Below are 17,787 nucleotides of genomic sequence, written 5' to 3' on the forward strand. Positions count from 1 at the left end.
AGCAGGCCAAATAGACAATTCGAACTTTGTAACGAAATAGCAGATTTAAATTTTTAACTCCAACCTCAGAGTCAAGGTTGTATACGTTTTGGCATTTACATTATCAGAATGATTAATGCCACCCGTCGTCACCGTACTCGAAGTGAAATAATCATCAGCCAGCAAGTTATTGGCGGACAAACGTAGCTGGGTCGTGGGCGATACTTTCCATAAACCGTACATATCAATTTGACGTTTGACACCGGTACCGTTAATTTGTGTGTCACTAGACTGGATGACATACGCCGGAGTCCAGTTAATATTGCCCCCGACTGTGACGGGTAATTTAGCAAGCCTGTAATCCAGTCCCATATTCGCCGTTTGTTTTGGCTGTTGATCAAGGCGGTTATTCGGGCCCTGGATATCATCCACCTTGGACCAGAAGCGGCTGTAATTACTGCGGAAATCGATTGCCGGACCTTCAGGGAAAATCTCTTGCATCTGGAACTTTGCTTCTAGCTCTATCCCCTCAGTAGTCGCATGCCCGATATTCACCGGTGACGATACCCAACGCGGCCCTGTTGGCGTACTAACCAGCACGGTGCGGCGGCGTATTAGATCGTTGATGTCACGTGCGAACAGGTTGGCACTGATAATCCCGGCGCGATTGAGATAACGCTCAAACGCCAGATCGATCCCCTTGGATAATTCTGGCCGCAATGACGGATTACCCGTGCGATCCGGTTTGGTTGGGCTATTCAGCGTAGAGATTGAGGGTAAAGCGATCAAGTCGTTTAAGGCTGGTGCGCGATAACTATTGGTAAAGCTCATCCGTATCTGATCTTTACTATCTGGAATACGCCACACGGCGTGCAGCACCGGGCTCCATACGCTACTGGTATTTTGTACTTGCGTGTTGGTAGAGGTGGTGCTGGTCGTGCGTATGCCCTCCCAACGCAAACCGGCGTAGGCAGACCATTGCGGATTAATATCAAACTCATCTTGTATAAATGCCGCCAGATTGCGCGTGGTCGCATTCAGATTGTCGCCAGAGTCCGTAAATTGGGGCAAACCGTTATCCAGATACACACGGGTCTGCTCACGCTTACCGGTTTCGGCATCAACTCCGACTGCCAGAGTATGGCTGCCGCCCAATGGTTGGGTGTATTTGCCGCCGACTTTAAGACTGCTGTCGCGGGTGTTATTGATGTCAATAATATTATCGACCAGCTTACCGCTGGCATCGAACTGAGTGCGCAGAGTTGAGCTGTCCATCGTGCCAAGGCCGCCGCCAAATTTGATATTCAGTTTGGCATTGTCTGCAAATTTATGCTGCCAGTTTCCAAAGCCTCGTGCGAAGGATGTGTCCGTAGTCGAATTCGCGCTGGCTGTTGCATACTGCGCTGGCAATCCTAAGCTTTGATCAACCTGACTAGTGCTAAAAGAATTGCTCCGCGATTTGGTCAAAAACGGTTGCAACATCAATGTGTCGCCATTATCAAAACGGTAGTTTACTCTTGGTGTTAATTGAATACCGGTAGTGCGACGGCTGGTTTCATCCGCTTGGTTCTGAATCAAGCTAGGCTGTCCGGCGGGATCAAATTCTTGTGTCAGGGTGGTAGTCTGATCATGCTGCTGATTCTGGAAAATGGTTCCACTCAGCGCATAAGACATATTGCCGATCTGCCCCGGGTAGGTGATAGAAAGATTCGGCGCAGAGCGACCTTGTTCAAAGCTTTCAGATAATTTGATCTCGGTATCTTTTTGCTTATAGTCTTCACGCAAAACAATATTAATGGTGCCAGCAATTGCCTGGGTACTGTATTCGGCAACAGGACCACGAATAATCTCAATCCGCTCTACCTGATCTGGCGACAAGGTATCCATCGAAAATCCACGCGGTGGACGATCACCATTCAATAAAATCTGTGTATAACCATTGCCCATACCGCGCATGCGGATATCACCACCACGACCAGGACGACCACCAACAGTCACACCGGGCAAGCGCTTTAAAATTTCACCGATCGTTGAGTCGCCGTTACGATCTAACTCCTCACGACCAAAAATCATTTTTGCCGCAGTCGACATGCGACGCTCTTCCATATCCGACTGGCGAGTGCCGTCAATCGTGACGGTTTGGGCATCTTTCAGATTGGGGTCTTTAGACGCGTTATCTGTTTTTTTATCAGACTTAGGATCGACTTTAGGGTCGACTTTGGGGTCGACTTTTTTCAGTAATCGATTTTGATCAGGCAAAGGTTTTTTGACTGGAACAGGCTCTTTATTATTTTCATCAGGCACAGTCAGAGGATCAGCCTGAGCGAAGGCAATAGCAGGGACAACGACATACGCCGCAAAGGCGCTGGCTAACGCCAACGATACGGCGCGTAAAGGAAATTTTTTGGACATGGTGCGGAGAGTTTTTAGGAATAAATTGCTGCCAAATCATTGATCAACTTTATTCATTCCTGACGGAATAACGCGGAGTAATCCCACGTCTAAACGTGTTGATCAACTTATAAACTTGCAGCCACCTACGATTAATACTGGGTTGCTCGCATTGTATTTTCAAATACGAGCAACAAGCCAGCAAATCACCTCTTTGATTTGTATAGTATTGAAACAAGCGTCGTTAAGTCACAACGAGATGAAGCCTTATTGAAAAACTCACCAGATCATCTGGATAAAATCGTCCTGACCAACATCAGGATTTAGCGATCAGATAAAATATACTACCAATGAGTATATTTTAATCGTCCATATAAAGTCTGAACAATTAGCCATTTTCAATAAAAATAAAGGGGAGTATATTGAATCAACATCAACTAATCAGATACCAATATAAAATTAAATGCTATTTTGCTGACGGCGAAATTGCCACAAAGCCAAGGAGCTGAACAACACCATAAATCCCAATTGCACAACAATTGGCAGAACCGCAGCTTGTAGACCGAGGCCGCGCCAGGTCATCGCATCAAAACCATCTAGCGCCCAACGCGTCGGCACAATCAGCGTCAAATTTTGTAACCATTGCGGAAACAAAAATGAAGGAATCCACGCACCGCCCAGCATCACCATAATCAGCGTAGCAAACACGGCAATACCGCGCGCTGCCTCAGGCGTCTTGCCAAAGGCGGCAATCAACAAACCAAAACTAGCTGTCATCAAAGAAAAACTCAATGCGACTCCGATAAATCCGATATAGCTACCAGCAATTTGCACCTTAAAAACTACGCCAGCAACAGCAAAAATAACCCCCGTTAAAGCAAATGCAATCAGTGCACAAGAAAAGGCTCTGGCGGCGAGCAAAGTATTTAATCCCACTGGAGCGGCCAGCAAGCGATTCCATAAGCCCAGACGGCGCGCGGCTAGCACACTGATGCCCGCGTCAATCGCCATAAAGAGGATAAATTGCACTGTCATCCCGGAAAATGAATGTGCATAGCCATTGTAATGTGCGACGACAGGATCACCTGCGACCATTGCCTGATCTTTAGTGGTAAATGGCATAGACAAACCTGCTTCAGTTGCTGGTTTATCTGCGGTGTTTGGCGATGAAGCAGCGGAGTCAGATACCACACTTGCAGCAGCAACCGTGCCGGTGTTTTTATCTCTGTTCTTATCACTATTTACATCTGTGGTTGCGGTGGTTGCGGTGGTCGCAGCTGACCGGGTTTTGCTCTGAAATTTTTTCACACTACCTAAAAACTCACGCAGCTCTGGCTGACCGGCAGCCCGTTCTGGATCAGCATCTAGCTCTGTAATACTTTTATCTACCAGCGACAAACCCGATGCACCGCCAAACATTTCGGCACTGACATGCTGCATGACTTGCTGCGTCAACATCCCTTTGACCATTGCCAGAACAGCCGCTTGTGAAGGATCATAAAAAATCGGCAGTTCCGGTTTTTTACCAGCCCCAAATAAAGCAGCGCCTGCGGATTGACCAAAGCCAGCGGGGATCACGATCGCCACATTTAATTTACCTTTACGTACCAGGTCCTGAGCTGGCTCTAAAGCAAGCTCAGTCACTTGCAAATTCGGTTCGGTAATCAAACCTTGAGCAATCTTCTGGCTAATAGGATGATTGTCCTGCATCACCAGCGCGATCTGGATTTTGGCGGTTTCTTTATCGGAATTTCCGCCAGTGACAAAACCAAAAAATGCGCCCAGCACAATCGGCATCACTAAGGTCAACAACATCGCACGACGATCAGACAAAAACAGAATCAGATCTTTGCGAATAAGGGCAATCAGAGCAGTCATGTTAGTTCTTTCAGAGCTTAGAGTATGTGCAGATCAACAAGCTTTAATTGCAAGCGGCTTGGCTTAGTGATGTACTTAGTGATGTAAATTTGTGACTTAACTGAGTGAACGCAATTAGTCGCGCAAACTACGGCCTGTCAGCGTTAAAAAAATGTCTTCTAACTTCGTTTTAGCCGTAGCAAAATGCAAAGGCGCATAGCCTTGCGCATTCAACCAATCCAACACAGGCAAAGCAAAGCTAGGGTTGATCAAAGCAATGTCTACATGTTCGTTATCCTTTGCATGCTGAACATGGCTGACGCCTGTTTGCTGACCAAGAGCGGCCAGAGTATCTGCCGACAACGGACGATCTAAATCAACTTGCAAAGCGGCTTGTGCTGGCAAGCGCTGGAACAAAGCTTGCGGGCTTTCGTCCGCGATGACTTTGCCATGATCGATAATCACAATATGGTCTGCAAGACGCTCAACCTCCTCCATATAGTGGCTGGTATAAATCAAGGCTCTGCCCTGTTTTTTGAGGACTTCTAAGCTATCAAAAATCGCGTTCCTGCTTTGCGGATCAACGCCGACCGTCGGCTCATCCAGAATTAATAATTGCGGGTCATGCAGTAATGCTGCAGCGATATTCAAACGACGTTTCATACCACCGGAGAAGGTAGAGCACTTATCGCTAGCTCTATCTTTTAAATTGACTAAATCCAGCACGATGTCGCAGCGAGATTTAAGAGCACTGCCAGACAAGCCGTACAAGGCACCAAATAATTTGAGATTTTCTAGCGCCGACAAATCATCATATAAAGCCAGGTCTTGTGGCACCAGACCAATCTTATGCTTGACCGCATTATTGCCAGCACCAACCAATTGCCCATCCACCCTGACCTCGCCCTGATCCGACTTAAGCAAGCCACAAATCATGCTAACCGTGGTTGATTTTCCAGCGCCATTTGGGCCAAGTAAGCCCAAGGTCTGTCCGTGCTGCAAAGAGAAGGAAACTGTATCAACAACCTTACGTTGACCAAAAGACTTACTGAGGTTTTTGACCTCTAACAATAATGGATGCATGGTGTTTGCCCGCTTAATTAACTGCAAATTTAACTGCCAACTTAACTGCAAATAAGACGTGAGACTATACCTGACCAATAGTTAAATTTACTTGATTTAACTATAACTCATCCGTTGTAGCAACTGATGTGCCGATCAGTATTATCACGCTCAAGTACAGACCTGTTAAGATTCTTGCCTTGATTAATTTTATAAAAATTATGAAACGCATTCACTTCATTCTTGCTCTGTTGCTAACTAGCTTATTATCGGCCTATGCCTTGGCGCAGTCCAACCCATGTGCGGGCGAAACCAACGGTGGTAATAAGTCAGCAAGCACTCCATGTACACAGAGCACTCCAAAGACGACATCGGGAGCGCCAGCAATATCTCCAACAACCTCGTCAACGAACGCGATGTTGATATCTATCCAAGATGATGCACAGACAGTCGCCACAGCAATTGCAGCAAACGCCCCACCTGAACCACGTAAAGTTACCGTACGAGACAACATTTATTTTAATGCAATATTCTGGCTGCTGGCAACCCTGGCACCCTTAGGTGCCCTGATGATGATCGTGCTGAATCTGATGGAGTATCGTCAAAGACGTGCGGATGAAATTGAACAGTGAGCGAACTAGATTTAACTTGGTTTTAACTGAGATTTCCGGTCAGCCGTACCAAATATAAAAAAGCCCGACACCATCATGATGTCGGGCTTTTTTTATATATTAACGCTAAAAAATTAATCTGCGCGTTCAGCTAAATTCAAATTTAACTGAGAACGCATTACATCCTCGGTATCTGGACGTGGATTATTTCGCGCTGTTTCTAAGCGATTGAGATAGGCTGGACTGACGTCACCGGTAACATAATATCCATCAAAGCAAGATGCCTCGATGTTGCGCAAGTAAGGATTAACGTCAGAGATAGAACGCTTCATAGCGGCTACGTCTTGGTACACCAGGGCATCTGCGGTAATTTCACGACAGACCTCATCTTCGCTACGACCGTAGGCGATTAACTCACTGCGGGTCGGCATGTCGATTCCGTACACGTTTGGGAATTTTACTGGTGGTGCCGCAGAAGCAAAAATCACCCGCTTGGCACCGGACTCGCGTGCCATCTGGACAATCTCGCGGCTGGTGGTACCACGGACGATAGAATCATCGACCAGCAATACACTCTTACCAGCAAATTCCTGCTTGATCGCATTCAATTTCTGGCGCACCGACTTTTTGCGAATCGCCTGACCTGGCATCATAAAAGTACGCCCAATGTAACGATTTTTGATGAAGCCTTCGCGGTAATCCAGATTCAATTTCATCGCCAGTTCCATCGCTGATGGACGGGAAGAATCGGGAATAGGCATGACAACATCAATCTCACCATCGCGGAATTGATTGCGTACTCTGTCTGCCAGGTATTCGCCCATTTTTAAACGTGTCAGGTACACCGATGCGCCGTCGATAATGGAGTCCGGGCGGGCCAGATAGACGTATTCAAATGCGCAAGGATTGAGGGTGGGATTATCAGCGCATTGTTCGTTGTACATTTTGCCGTCGAGATCAATAAAAATCGCCTCGCCCGGCTCAACATCACGTAGGAACTTAAAACCCAAACCATCTAAAGCAACCGACTCGCTAGCGATCATGTATTCGACACCATTTTCGGTATGCGACAACCCAATACACAAAGGACGAATCCCGAACGGATCGCGAAATGCCAACAAGCCATAACCCGCGATTTGTGCAACTACCGCGTAAGAACCACGCACCCGGCGATGCAACATAGATACCGCGCGGAACATGGATTGAGGATCAAGCGAATAACCACTGGTCACTTCCTGGATCTGGTGCGCCAGAATATTGAGTAATACCTCTGAATCAGAATCGGTATTCAAATGACGCATATCATTTTTGAATAACTCAATTTTGAGTTCGTCAGCATTGGTCAAATTACCGTTATGTGCCAGCACAATACCAAAAGGCGCGTTCACATAAAACGGTTGTGCCTCTTCTTCGCTGGTTGAGCCTGCGGTTGGGTAGCGCACCTGACCGATACCGATATTGCCTGGTAAAGAACGCATATTGCGGGTACGAAATACATCTCGTACCAAGCCGTTTGCTTTATGCATTGCAAATTTATTGCCATGGCCCGTTGCAATACCAGCTGCATCCTGACCACGATGCTGTAACAACAGCAAGGCGTCATAGAGCAATTGATTGACGGGACTATTTGAAACTACACCGACGATGCCACACATGGTGGACTCCTAAAAAACAAATTAAAATCTAAAAGCTGACATGCCGCGTAATCGACGCGGGCAAAAATGGCATCACAGTTTGCGCCGACGTCACGACAATCGGACTGAGCAGCGCGTTGCGCCAGAATGGCTGTTGCGGAATCGATGTCATGCCACAAACCATCACTGCTGCAAGTACCAGAATACAGCCACGCGCCAAGCCAAACAAACCGCCTAAACCACGATCAGCCAGGCTCAGACCACTGGCTTTCAGCACGGCGTCTACCGCCATCATTAATAAGGACATTAGCAAACGTACACCAATAAACAAGGCAATAAATGCCACGATTAAACGCAACATCTGCCCGGGGAACAGATCTGGCAAATAGCCAGCAACGCTTGCACTAAACGTATTGGCAACGACAAATGCCACTACCCAACTGACCAGTGACAACATCTCTTTCACCAGGCCGCGCATGGTGCTGATAACGATGGAGCAAATCAGTATAAACAGCACCAGGTAATCAAATAAGGTCACAGCACATTCCTGCTACCATCAATATGGGGTTCATCAGTTAGGAATCAACTTAGGGCTTAATCCAAGCTTGACCAGATTCGCAGTAGCCTTATCCGCTTCTTCCTTGCTTTCAAACGGACCTACGCGTATGCGCGTCACTGATTTGTCGCCATTAGGTGAAGTCGCTACTTTTTGTGTGTACGATTTAATCCCCGCAGCCTTCAACTTGTCTTGTACTTCGCTGATTTTTTCTGGGGTAGAAAAGGCACCTGCCTGAACCACGTATCCGCTATGTTCTTTGGTTTGAACTTCTGCTTTTACCGCAGGTTTAACAGTTTTTCCTTCGAGTATTGCTAAAGCACGCGCAGCATCATCATTTTGTTCAGAGGATTTTACCGGTGGTTTTATGACTGGTATTTTTGCCTCAACTTTAGTTTCTGGCTTAGTGTCGGCTTTAGTATCAGACTTCGTATCTATTTTTATTTCAGCTCTAGCTGATTTGGTTTCCGGCTTTAATTCTGGCCTGGATGCAGGCTTGGCGTCTGTGAACACTTTCGGGTCGGACTTTGATTCAGGCTTGACCTCTGGTTTCGCAGACACTTTACTATCTGCAAGCGTAACCGCAGGCAAGGCAGCAACATCTTTGCTTGAAGCTTTAACTTGCGGCTTTTGTTGCGTCTGGGGCGGATCGATAATTTCTTCCAGCGGTTCATCTGGTTTTTCGGCTGGCTTGCCGGCTACTTTTGGTACTGCTACCTGCTCGCTCGCTGGCAATTTATCTTTAGATGGAATCTGGATCGCAATATCGTCAGCCAATGGCTTAGGCTCTGAATCCAGAATCATAGGCAAGCCAATCACAGCGGCTAATACCAAAGCGATGGCACCAATCAAGCGGCGGCGGGCACGTTTTTTTTCTGGCAATATAGGATCCGCAACTTTGCTTTTACGCGCATTATCTGAACGATCAGCGCGTTTGCTGCCACGTACGGGCTTGGTGTCGTCCTCTGCACGAGAACGGTATTCGCCATTATCCTGATCGGATGTTGTTTCTTGCTTTTGTTTAAAACGTGATAGCAAGCTCATGTGCAAGTATCTAAGTGATTCGTGATCAAAAAGGAACTTCTAAAAATTCTATAATCGAGCTCATCTCGTTGTTGCAAAGCTTCGCAATACCAGCGTGTTGCTACGTTTTGCGCCTAGTGCCGCATTTCGATTAAAGGTTTTTAGAAGTTCTCCCAAAAGATCACTAGTGGTTATTCTGCTTCCGCGCCTTCATCACACCCGCTACCGTGAGAAAAGAACCGAAGACCGCTATTCTATCATTTTCCCCTGCCTTACCGAGCGCAAAGGCATAGGCATCCTCTGGACTTGTGAAAGTTTGGACACTATGTTCCGCATCTTGCAAGGCACCTGCTGCCAATAATCGTTCCTTTAAATGGTCAGCGCTGGCAGCGCGTGGCAAAGGCAAATCGGTGACGCACCAGTGATCAATCTTGCCTTTGATCTGCGCAATGACGCCATCAATATCCTTATCCAGCATTGATCCAAACACGGCATAGGTATAAGCGTGAAATCCCATATTGTCGAAATTTTGCGACAGTGTAGCGGCCGCATGTGGGTTGTGCGCCACATCAAGCACGACCACCGGGCGACCGGGCATCACCTGGAAACGCCCCGGCAAATCGACCATTACCAACCCATTACGCACTTCTTGTGCTCCTACGGGCAAGCGATTTCTTAACGCTTCCAACGCGGCTAACACAGCGGCTGCATTCAGCAACTGATTCGCGCCGCGCAAACTCGGATAACCGAGCGAATTGCGACGTTGCACACGACCACCAAAATTCCACTGTTGCTTATCGCCGGAATAATTGAAATCTCGACCAAACAACCACAGATCGGCACCAATCTTGGTCGCATGCTCAATCAAAGATTGTGGCGGCACAGGATCGCCGCAAATGGCAGTTCTGCCGGTACGGAAAATACCGGCTTTCTCGAACCCAATTTTTTCGCGGGTATCCCCCAGATAATCCACATGATCAATATCGACGCTGGTGACTATCGAGACATCGGCATCAATCACATTGACCGCATCCAGACGACCACCCAGGCCAACTTCCAGAATCACGGCGTCTAATTTAGCATCAGCCAGTAATTTACAAATCGCCAGCGTAGTAAATTCAAAATAAGTTAGTGAGATCGCTGGCTCCATCAGCCTTGCTACTTCTACCTCGGCAAACACATCAACAAACACCTGATCTTTGACTGACTCACCGTGGATACGGGCGCGCTCGTTAAAATCTAAAAAATGCGGCTTACTGTATAAACCGACACGATATCCAGCTTGCAATAAAATCGACTCCAGCATGGCGCAGGTAGACCCTTTGCCATTGGTACCACCAACGACGACGACTGGGCATTCGTAGCGGATATCCAAGCGCTCCTTCACCGCGGCGACACGATCCAGACCCATGTCGATTTCTTTGGAGTGACGAGTTTCTAGCAATGCCAGCCAATCCAGCAGATTGTCAGGCGTCGTCATAGAAGTAGAAGAATTAAGCGAATTGGTCATAAGATAAAAAAAGCCCGACAGAATCGGGCTCGTATTTAGATTTCTTTGAAATTTCAGTATGAAAAATAGACAAAAATTTACGAGACCGCTTCTGCAGACTGGTTCTGCAACAAAGCCAGCAAACGAGCGATTTCTTCGCGCATTTTGCGACGGTCAACAATCATGTCAATCGCGCCCTTTTGCAATAAGAATTCTGAACGCTGGAAGCCTTCTGGCAATTTTTCGCGAACGGTATTTTCGATCACGCGCGGACCTGCAAAGCCAATCAACGCCTTAGGTTCAGCGATCACAACGTCACCCATAAAAGCGAACGAGGCAGATACACCGCCAGTAGTCGGATCAGTCAGCACTGAGATAAACGGCAATTTCTTTTCCGACAATTTCGTCAACATCATCGTGGTTTTTGCCATTTGCATGAGGGACAAGACACCTTCTTGCATACGAGCACCGCCACTAGCAGTAATACAAATGAACGGAACTTTTTGATCCAGTGCCGCTTGTGCGCCGCGCACAAAACGCTCACCCAATACGGAACCCATGGTCCCGGCCATAAAGTCGAATACAAAGCAGGACACAACAACGGGAACGGTCATGATAGAACCACCCATGACGATCATAGAATCTGTCTCGCCAGTCGACTCTAAGGCATCTTTTAGGCGATCGGTGTATTTTTTACTGTCTTTGAATTTCAGGGTATCAATCGGCAAGACTTCCTGACCGATTTCATACCGTCCGCCAGCGTCGAGCAAAGCGTCAAGGCGTTCGCGTGCGCCAATACGCATATGGTGGCTGCATTTTGGGCAAACATGGATATTTGCTTCCAGATCGGAGCGATACAGTACGGCTTCGCAGGAAGGACATTTGACCCACAGCCCTTCGGGCATGGATTTGCGGTGCGCAGATTCTGAGCGCTGAATGCGCGGTGGTAGTAATTTTTCTAGCCAACTCATAATTTCTCCTGAATTCGGCTTGCGATCACATAGATAACCATGTAGACATCGCAAGCATCATGTTCATTCTGGTGGAATAAACGCGGGGGACAAACAATCGTCAGCGCGTATTTTACTCGTCCAACGCCTGTCTGACACCAGAAATAAAGCTTTTTACTGCCGCGACAGCATTTTCACGCGGCGTCGTTTCTAGCTCTTGAATAATCCGAGAGCCTATCACAACCGCGTCGGAAACGGACGCAATTGCTCTTGCCGTTGCACCGTCACGTATGCCAAAACCCACGCCCACAGGGACTTTGACGTGTTTTTTGATACGTGGAATCATGGCGGCGACAGCGTCTAAATCCAAGCTTCCCGACCCGGTTACGCCTTTGAGCGAGACATAATAAACATAACCAGTGGCAATTTTACCAACCTGAGCGATGCGCTCATCGGTCGAAGTCGGTGCCAGCAAGAAAATAGTATCCATGCCATTTTGCTGCATCTTGTTGGCAAAATCCTCACATTCCTCTGGCGGATAGTCTACGACCAAAACGCCGTCCACCCCAACTTCTGTTGCCGAGGCAATAAAGGCGTCTATGCCCATACGTTCAATCGGATTGGCATATCCCATCAGCACAACTGGCGTGGTTTGATTGCTCAATCGAAATTCGCGGACGAATTGTAATACATCACGCAATCCAACTCCATGCAACAGTGCCCGCTCGGAAGCGCGCTGTATCACCGGGCCATCCGCCATCGGATCAGAAAACGGCACGCCGAGTTCGATAATATCCGCACCGCCCTCAACCAGGGCATGCATCAGCGGCACCGTCAGTGCAGGATCGGGGTCGCCTGCGGTGATAAAGGGGATCAAGCCTTTTTTGTTATTGGCAGCGAGCGCTGCTAAGGTCGTTTGTATTCTTGGCATGGTATTTTTCCTGCTAATTTATAGTATGAATAGGTAGCATGAGGGGCAACTAAGGGGCAACTAAGGTGCAGCCTAAAGTACTGCCTGAGCGTGTAACGAAAGCATTCGCACACTACACTTGCACTGATCAAATCAATATACTCCACCTAGGTATTTATTAGTTGTCCAGAGATTATCTGGACAATAAGCCGATTTATCAAATATTTTAGGGGAGTATATTAAAATCTAGAGCAAACCCTGATAACTCAGGTGCGCTCTGGATGTAACATAACTGAACTTTTAATCAGGCTGTTAATAGAACTTAAGGCCAGCCTTTTCGGCCACGGTATGCATGTCCTTATCGCCACGACCAGACAAGTTGACCAAAATGATTTTGTCTTTAGGTAAAGTCGCCGCAAGTTTGGCCGCGTAAGCGAGCGCGTGGCTTGATTCCAAGGCTGGGATAATGCCTTCGATTCGGCAGCAATCATGGAAGGCTTTCAATGCCTCGACGTCAGTAATCGTGACGTATTGGGCACGCCCCATATCCTTCAACCATGCATGCTCTGGCCCCACGCCAGGGTAATCCAGACCCGCCGATACCGAGTGCGTCTCGATCACTTGGCCATTCGCGTCTTGCAGCAGATACGTACGATTGCCATGTAGCACGCCCGGCGAACCCGCCGTCAGCGACGCCGAGTGCTTACCTGTTTCCATGCCCTCGCCTGCCGCCTCTACGCCGATCAATTGCACATTTTTTTGATCGATGTACGGATAGAAAATCCCGATCGCATTCGAGCCCCCGCCAACGCACGCCAGAACGGCGTCCGGCTGACGACCGGTCATTTCTGGCATCTGCCATAAGCATTCCTCACCAATCACAGACTGGAAGTCACGCACCATCATAGGATATGGGTGCGGACCAGCGACGGTACCGATGATATAAAACGTATTATCCACATTGGCAACCCAGTCGCGCATCGCCTCATTCAGCGCGTCTTTTAAGGTCTTGGAACCCGACTCAACTGGTACCACGGTCGCGCCAAGCAGCTTCATGCGGTAGACGTTTTGCGCTTGGCGCTTGACGTCTTCCGATCCCATGTAGACCACGCATTCCAGGCCAAAACGTGCACAGATTGTGGCGGTTGCCACGCCATGCTGCCCTGCACCGGTTTCAGCAATCACACGAGGCTTGCCCATGCGTCTGGCGAGCAAAGCCTGTCCGATGACATTGTTGATTTTGTGCGCGCCGGTATGGTTTAAGTCTTCGCGCTTGAAATAAATTTGCGCGCCGCCACTGATTTCGGACATGCGCTTGGCGTGGTACACCGGTGACGGACGACCGACAAAGTGATGCAGCTCATCGCGGAATTCAGCTAAAAATTTCGGATCGTTTTGATAGCGTGCATAGTTTTCTTTTAAGTCAGTCAGCGCATGGGTCAGGGTTTCTGACACAAAGGTACCGCCATATTGGCCAAAATGACCACGCGCATCAGGGAAATTGTATTCAGCCGCGTGGAAAATTGCTTGCGGATTAGATTGAGATGCAGTCTGCAAACCCGGCTGGGTTGGCGACAGAGAATTGATCGTGCTCATGATTTTACTTTCAGTGGCAATTAGCTAAGCTCATTAACATAGCTAATTAGCTAGTTTTCATTGTCTGCCAAGCGCACGGCCTCAATAAAAGCACGTACCTTGACATCATCTTTAATCCCTTTGCTTAGCTCGACACCACTACTGATATCGACCGCAAACGGACGAACCTGACGCACTGCGTCAGTCGCGTTTTGCACGCTCAAGCCACCACTTAAAACGACCCGAGGCGCGAGTTCTTTTGGGATGAGAGACCAATCAAAAACCTTTCCACTACCTCCGTACGCATCGACGAAGGTATCAAGCAATAATCCGGCAAACAAAGGACTTGCCGCACGATATTCTAATTCGCATTCTAGCAAATCAGCCGCGCTTGTGGTGAGCTTGACCCGAAAAGCTTTGATAAATGGCCGGTTTACGGCGCTGGCAAGCGCGTGACACTGCGCGGCGGTCTCATCACCGTGGAACTGCAATAACTGTAGCGGCACCACAGCCACCGTCGCCTGCAACTCCTCAATCGTCGCATTCACAAACAAACCAACCGACATCACAAATGGTGAAATCTCTTTAACCAGATTCGCAGCAATAGCGGGCGTGACATAACGCGGACTAGGCGGATAAAACACAAAGCCTAACGCATCCGCACCCGCGGCGATCACACGCCACACATCGTCTGCCTGCGTCAAGCCGCAAATTTTTATTCTGGTTTTATAGTTTTTATGAAACATGTTGATACTTTCGAATACAGAAACACCGCGATAGCTGAGATAATCAATTTTCTGACACGCTAACCTTCTTGCGAATATTACCCCATGCCCTCAGCCAACGACCATTTGCCAAGCGACCCAGCGCTACAGATCAGTAATTTATTCGGACTAGATATTCGAGCCTGTACATTTGATGAGGCAACGATACATTTGCTAGAGGTAGCCAGCCAGCGCAATCATCCCAGCCGCATCGTCGTCACGCCCAATGTCGATCACGTCGTCAAGCTAGATAGTGACCCGACGTTTAAAGCGCAATACGCCGAAGCCGACTATATTTTTGCCGACGGCATGCCAATTATCTGGGCCAGCAAAATGGCCGCAATACCGCTGCCAGAACGCGTTACCGGTGCCGATTTATTTGTCTCGCTGTGCCAAGGCGCCATACGAAAACAACTATCGATTTTTGTGATCGGCGGACAACCGGGACAAGAAGCCGCGCTGTTAGCAGCGTTTGCACAAACCTACCCCGGCTTAAAAGTCAGTATTTTTTGTCCATCAATGCAATTCTCCGCAGACGGTGAAGAAGGCACAGAAGCCATGCGCCTGGTCCAGCAAGCGCTACCCAACATCGTCTTCGTCTGCCTGGGGATGCCCAAACAAGAACGCTGGTGCTTCCGCTATCGTAAAGAATTTACCCAGAACAATGCACCTTTACTACTCTGCGTCGGCGCTGCCATGGAATTCGCCTTAGGAGAAAAAAAACGCGCCCCGCAATGGATGCAAAAAATCGGTATGGAATGGTTCTGGCGTCTTGCCAGCGAACCGCGTCGTCTGTGGCAACGCTACACGACGCAGGGGGTGAAATTTATTGGGGTGCTTCAGCGTGAACGAGAATTGCAGAGAAAAAAACACCGTTCAAAATAAACCAGAATTTTCATTTATCGCTATCAATTCGTAGAGATAGTAGCGACGTGCAACTTGATGACAATTTGTACTATCCGACAATAAAAATTACGACATAGCATCCAGCGGACTGCGCACGCCACCAGCTACTTTTAATACATGAGTGTAAATCATCGTAGTGCTGACATCAGCATGCCCAAGTAAATCTTGCACAGTACGAATATCGCAACCACTTTGCAATAGATGGGTCGCAAAACTATGCCGCAACGTATGCGGACTTGCTGGTTTATGGTTACCTGTATGCCTTAACGCTGCAGTAAAAGCACGTCGAAATGTTTGGGCAAAAAGGTGATGCCGGCGCACTACACCAGATCTTGGATCAGTCGCGAGATTTTTTTGAGGAAACACCCAAAACCACGCCAGACTATGCTCGGCTCGCGGATATTTTTTGGCCAATGCAAAAGGCATTTCAACGCCACTTTTTTGTGTATCAACGTCTATTTGCCAAAGTAACTTGCTTTGCTGTAATTGGCTCTGCAAATCACGTTGCAAACTGATTGGCAACATCACCACACGGTCTTTCCCGACTTTGGCCTCGCGAATAATAATCGCGCCTCGTTCAAATATAATATCCTTGGTTCTTAACCGCGCCGCTTCCATAACCCGCATCCCAGTGCCATAAAGTAGTTTGGCAAATAAGGCAAATTCTGGACGACTGGCATTCAAAACAGTGAATATCGCCTTCACCTCCAAAGCCGTCAACACCACCGGCAAACGTTGCGATGTTTTTGGCCGACCAATTTGCTGCATCCAAGGCAAATCAACTTGAATCACTTCTTTGTACAAAAACAAAATAGCGCTTAAAGCTTGTTTATGGGTAGATGCAGAGACTTGCCTATCGGTTGCCAGCATCGTCAAAAACGCCTCTATTTCGGGCGCCCCCATTTCCACAGGATGACGCAATCCAGACCAGCGTATAAAGAAACGTATCCAATATACATAGACCTTTTCTGTTGACAAGCTGTAATGCTTATAACGCAAGCGTTCACGTACTTGGTCGAGTAAACGCGGTTTTACAGGCGTGATGTTTTTGTCCATTTGGTTATACTGTATATTTAATCAGTATAACCAAATATAGCTCATGTCCATGAGCATTTCAAGAGATGTAGAGCAAGCTTGCTATTTTTTTCCGTCGGATATTATTGCAAAATGAAAATTAAATCACGTTAGGCCTCGTATGAAAATCACCGATGACCAAACCGCAACTCAGCCTCTGGCTGACTTTGGCGTACATGCAACGCGGCTACTTTGCTCAGGTGATTTCGACGCCTTGGCGAAGCAGTTTGGCTACTCCCTCGCCTATGAACGAGACCCAGCTGTCGCCATTCAAGAAGAGCTCACATCGAGCCTGGCGGAGATTGGTGCCACTTCACTCCACTATCCACCAACCGCATCACCCGCCGTTAGCTATTTCAAGCCAAACGACACTGGTCTCATAGCACTCGTTGAGCAATATATCCCGACCAATGGCAATGGGCATGTTTTGCTTGAACTAATCGTCAGTTCACGAAAAGAAAGCAAGTTTGTCGGGCTGGAGCAAATAAGTTCGGCCCCTACTGCGCAGCCATCAGCCGATGAGAGAATCTGCAAATGAAGCCCAAAAGTCTATCTACGCGCCGCGGCCTAACTGGTTGTTCAACAGGACGTCAACCCGCTTCGCGGCTTGCCGCCTGTTAACGCGGGCGTTAGGCATCGAGTTTAAATGAAGATTGAAGCTGCTAATGAAGCAATGGAACGCTTTGCGTCTTTGAGCGTCACACTAAATGAATTGTGCGAAATTATCGAGTCTTTCGACGATTTAGAAGAGAAGAAGAAATTTCGAAGAATAATGGGCAATATTATGGAGGCGCACTCTGATTTGATGTGGCCAATAATTCGCCAATATCCCAGTCTTGATCCAGATCGTGATACTGATTGGTACAAAGAAATGGAGCAACGAGGAAATGATAAATCATAGTCAAATACATCGTTTTAAATATCAGCCTTGTCAAACAGCGTGCAATACTTACCAGATTAGGGGTGGAAACAGCGTCCAAAAGTTTCCACCCTAGTGTGTCACCAT

Annotated in this window: 16 protein-coding genes; 4 read left to right on the forward strand and 12 right to left on the reverse strand. The window is 47.8% G+C overall.

What is annotated here, in order from left to right; genetic code table 11:
* Positions 1-45: 45 nt before the first annotated feature.
* From QN395_RS09840 to QN395_RS09850, 3 genes are all read right to left on the reverse strand, one after another.
* Positions 46-2,391 (reverse strand): TonB-dependent receptor, encoded by a 2,346-nt coding sequence (locus QN395_RS09840; RefSeq protein ID WP_322119229.1) that lies wholly within the window; start codon positions 2,389-2,391, stop codon positions 46-48.
* 438 nt (positions 2,392-2,829) lie between these two features.
* The gene (locus QN395_RS09845) at positions 2,830-4,248 is read right to left on the reverse strand and encodes an ABC transporter permease (protein WP_322119230.1); all 1,419 of its coding nucleotides are present in this window, start codon (positions 4,246-4,248) and stop codon (positions 2,830-2,832) included.
* Positions 4,249-4,362: 114 nt separating this feature from the next.
* Positions 4,363-5,310, reverse strand: coding sequence for an ABC transporter ATP-binding protein (locus tag QN395_RS09850; RefSeq protein WP_322119231.1), 948 nt, complete (start codon positions 5,308-5,310; stop codon positions 4,363-4,365).
* Between the two features lie 200 nt (positions 5,311-5,510).
* Here QN395_RS09850 and QN395_RS09855 point away from each other — a divergent pair, with 200 nt between their 5' ends.
* Positions 5,511-5,921 (forward strand): hypothetical protein, encoded by a 411-nt coding sequence (locus tag QN395_RS09855; protein ID WP_322119232.1) that lies wholly within the window; start codon positions 5,511-5,513, stop codon positions 5,919-5,921.
* A 113-nt stretch (positions 5,922-6,034) separates the two neighbouring features.
* On the opposite strand, the gene purF is transcribed toward QN395_RS09855, so the two are convergent.
* From purF to QN395_RS09895, 8 genes are all read right to left on the reverse strand, one after another.
* The gene (purF, locus tag QN395_RS09860) at positions 6,035-7,555 is read right to left on the reverse strand and encodes an amidophosphoribosyltransferase (RefSeq protein WP_323492669.1); all 1,521 of its coding nucleotides are present in this window, start codon (positions 7,553-7,555) and stop codon (positions 6,035-6,037) included.
* Between the two features lie 28 nt (positions 7,556-7,583).
* Positions 7,584-8,072 (reverse strand): CvpA family protein, encoded by a 489-nt coding sequence (locus QN395_RS09865; RefSeq protein WP_322119234.1) that lies wholly within the window; start codon positions 8,070-8,072, stop codon positions 7,584-7,586.
* 33 nt (positions 8,073-8,105) lie between these two features.
* Positions 8,106-9,134 (reverse strand): SPOR domain-containing protein, encoded by a 1,029-nt coding sequence (locus QN395_RS09870; protein ID WP_322119235.1) that lies wholly within the window; start codon positions 9,132-9,134, stop codon positions 8,106-8,108.
* 163 nt (positions 9,135-9,297) lie between these two features.
* Positions 9,298-10,623, reverse strand: a complete 1,326-nt coding sequence (gene folC, locus QN395_RS09875; protein WP_323492668.1) for a bifunctional tetrahydrofolate synthase/dihydrofolate synthase — start codon at positions 10,621-10,623, stop codon at positions 9,298-9,300.
* Positions 10,624-10,700: 77 nt separating this feature from the next.
* Positions 10,701-11,573 (reverse strand): acetyl-CoA carboxylase, carboxyltransferase subunit beta, encoded by an 873-nt coding sequence (gene accD / locus QN395_RS09880; RefSeq protein WP_322119237.1) that lies wholly within the window; start codon positions 11,571-11,573, stop codon positions 10,701-10,703.
* Between the two features lie 112 nt (positions 11,574-11,685).
* The gene (gene trpA, locus QN395_RS09885) at positions 11,686-12,483 is read right to left on the reverse strand and encodes a tryptophan synthase subunit alpha (RefSeq protein ID WP_322119238.1); all 798 of its coding nucleotides are present in this window, start codon (positions 12,481-12,483) and stop codon (positions 11,686-11,688) included.
* A gap of 291 nt (positions 12,484-12,774) precedes the next feature.
* Positions 12,775-13,986, reverse strand: coding sequence for a tryptophan synthase subunit beta (trpB, locus tag QN395_RS09890; protein WP_322121587.1), 1,212 nt, complete (start codon positions 13,984-13,986; stop codon positions 12,775-12,777).
* 122 nt (positions 13,987-14,108) lie between these two features.
* The gene (locus QN395_RS09895; protein WP_322119239.1) at positions 14,109-14,783 is read right to left on the reverse strand and encodes a phosphoribosylanthranilate isomerase; all 675 of its coding nucleotides are present in this window, start codon (positions 14,781-14,783) and stop codon (positions 14,109-14,111) included.
* An 84-nt stretch (positions 14,784-14,867) separates the two neighbouring features.
* On the opposite strand from QN395_RS09895, the gene QN395_RS09900 reads away from it, so the two are divergent.
* Positions 14,868-15,686, forward strand: coding sequence for a WecB/TagA/CpsF family glycosyltransferase (locus QN395_RS09900; RefSeq protein WP_322119240.1), 819 nt, complete (start codon positions 14,868-14,870; stop codon positions 15,684-15,686).
* 87 nt (positions 15,687-15,773) lie between these two features.
* Here QN395_RS09900 and QN395_RS09905 read toward each other — a convergent pair whose 3' ends face one another.
* Entirely contained in the window at positions 15,774-16,763 is a 990-nt protein-coding gene (locus QN395_RS09905) for an integron integrase (RefSeq protein WP_322119241.1), read from the reverse strand.
* A 139-nt stretch (positions 16,764-16,902) separates the two neighbouring features.
* Here QN395_RS09905 and QN395_RS09910 point away from each other — a divergent pair, with 139 nt between their 5' ends.
* Both QN395_RS09910 and QN395_RS09915 read left to right on the forward strand, forming a co-directional pair.
* Positions 16,903-17,319, forward strand: coding sequence for a hypothetical protein (locus QN395_RS09910; RefSeq protein WP_322119242.1), 417 nt, complete (start codon positions 16,903-16,905; stop codon positions 17,317-17,319).
* Positions 17,320-17,427: 108 nt separating this feature from the next.
* Positions 17,428-17,682 (forward strand): hypothetical protein, encoded by a 255-nt coding sequence (locus tag QN395_RS09915; RefSeq protein WP_322119243.1) that lies wholly within the window; start codon positions 17,428-17,430, stop codon positions 17,680-17,682.
* Positions 17,683-17,787: the final 105 nt, after the last annotated feature.

This window comes from Undibacterium sp. RTI2.2 (assembly GCF_035018705.1).
GTDB lineage: Bacteria > Pseudomonadota > Gammaproteobacteria > Burkholderiales > Burkholderiaceae_D > Undibacterium.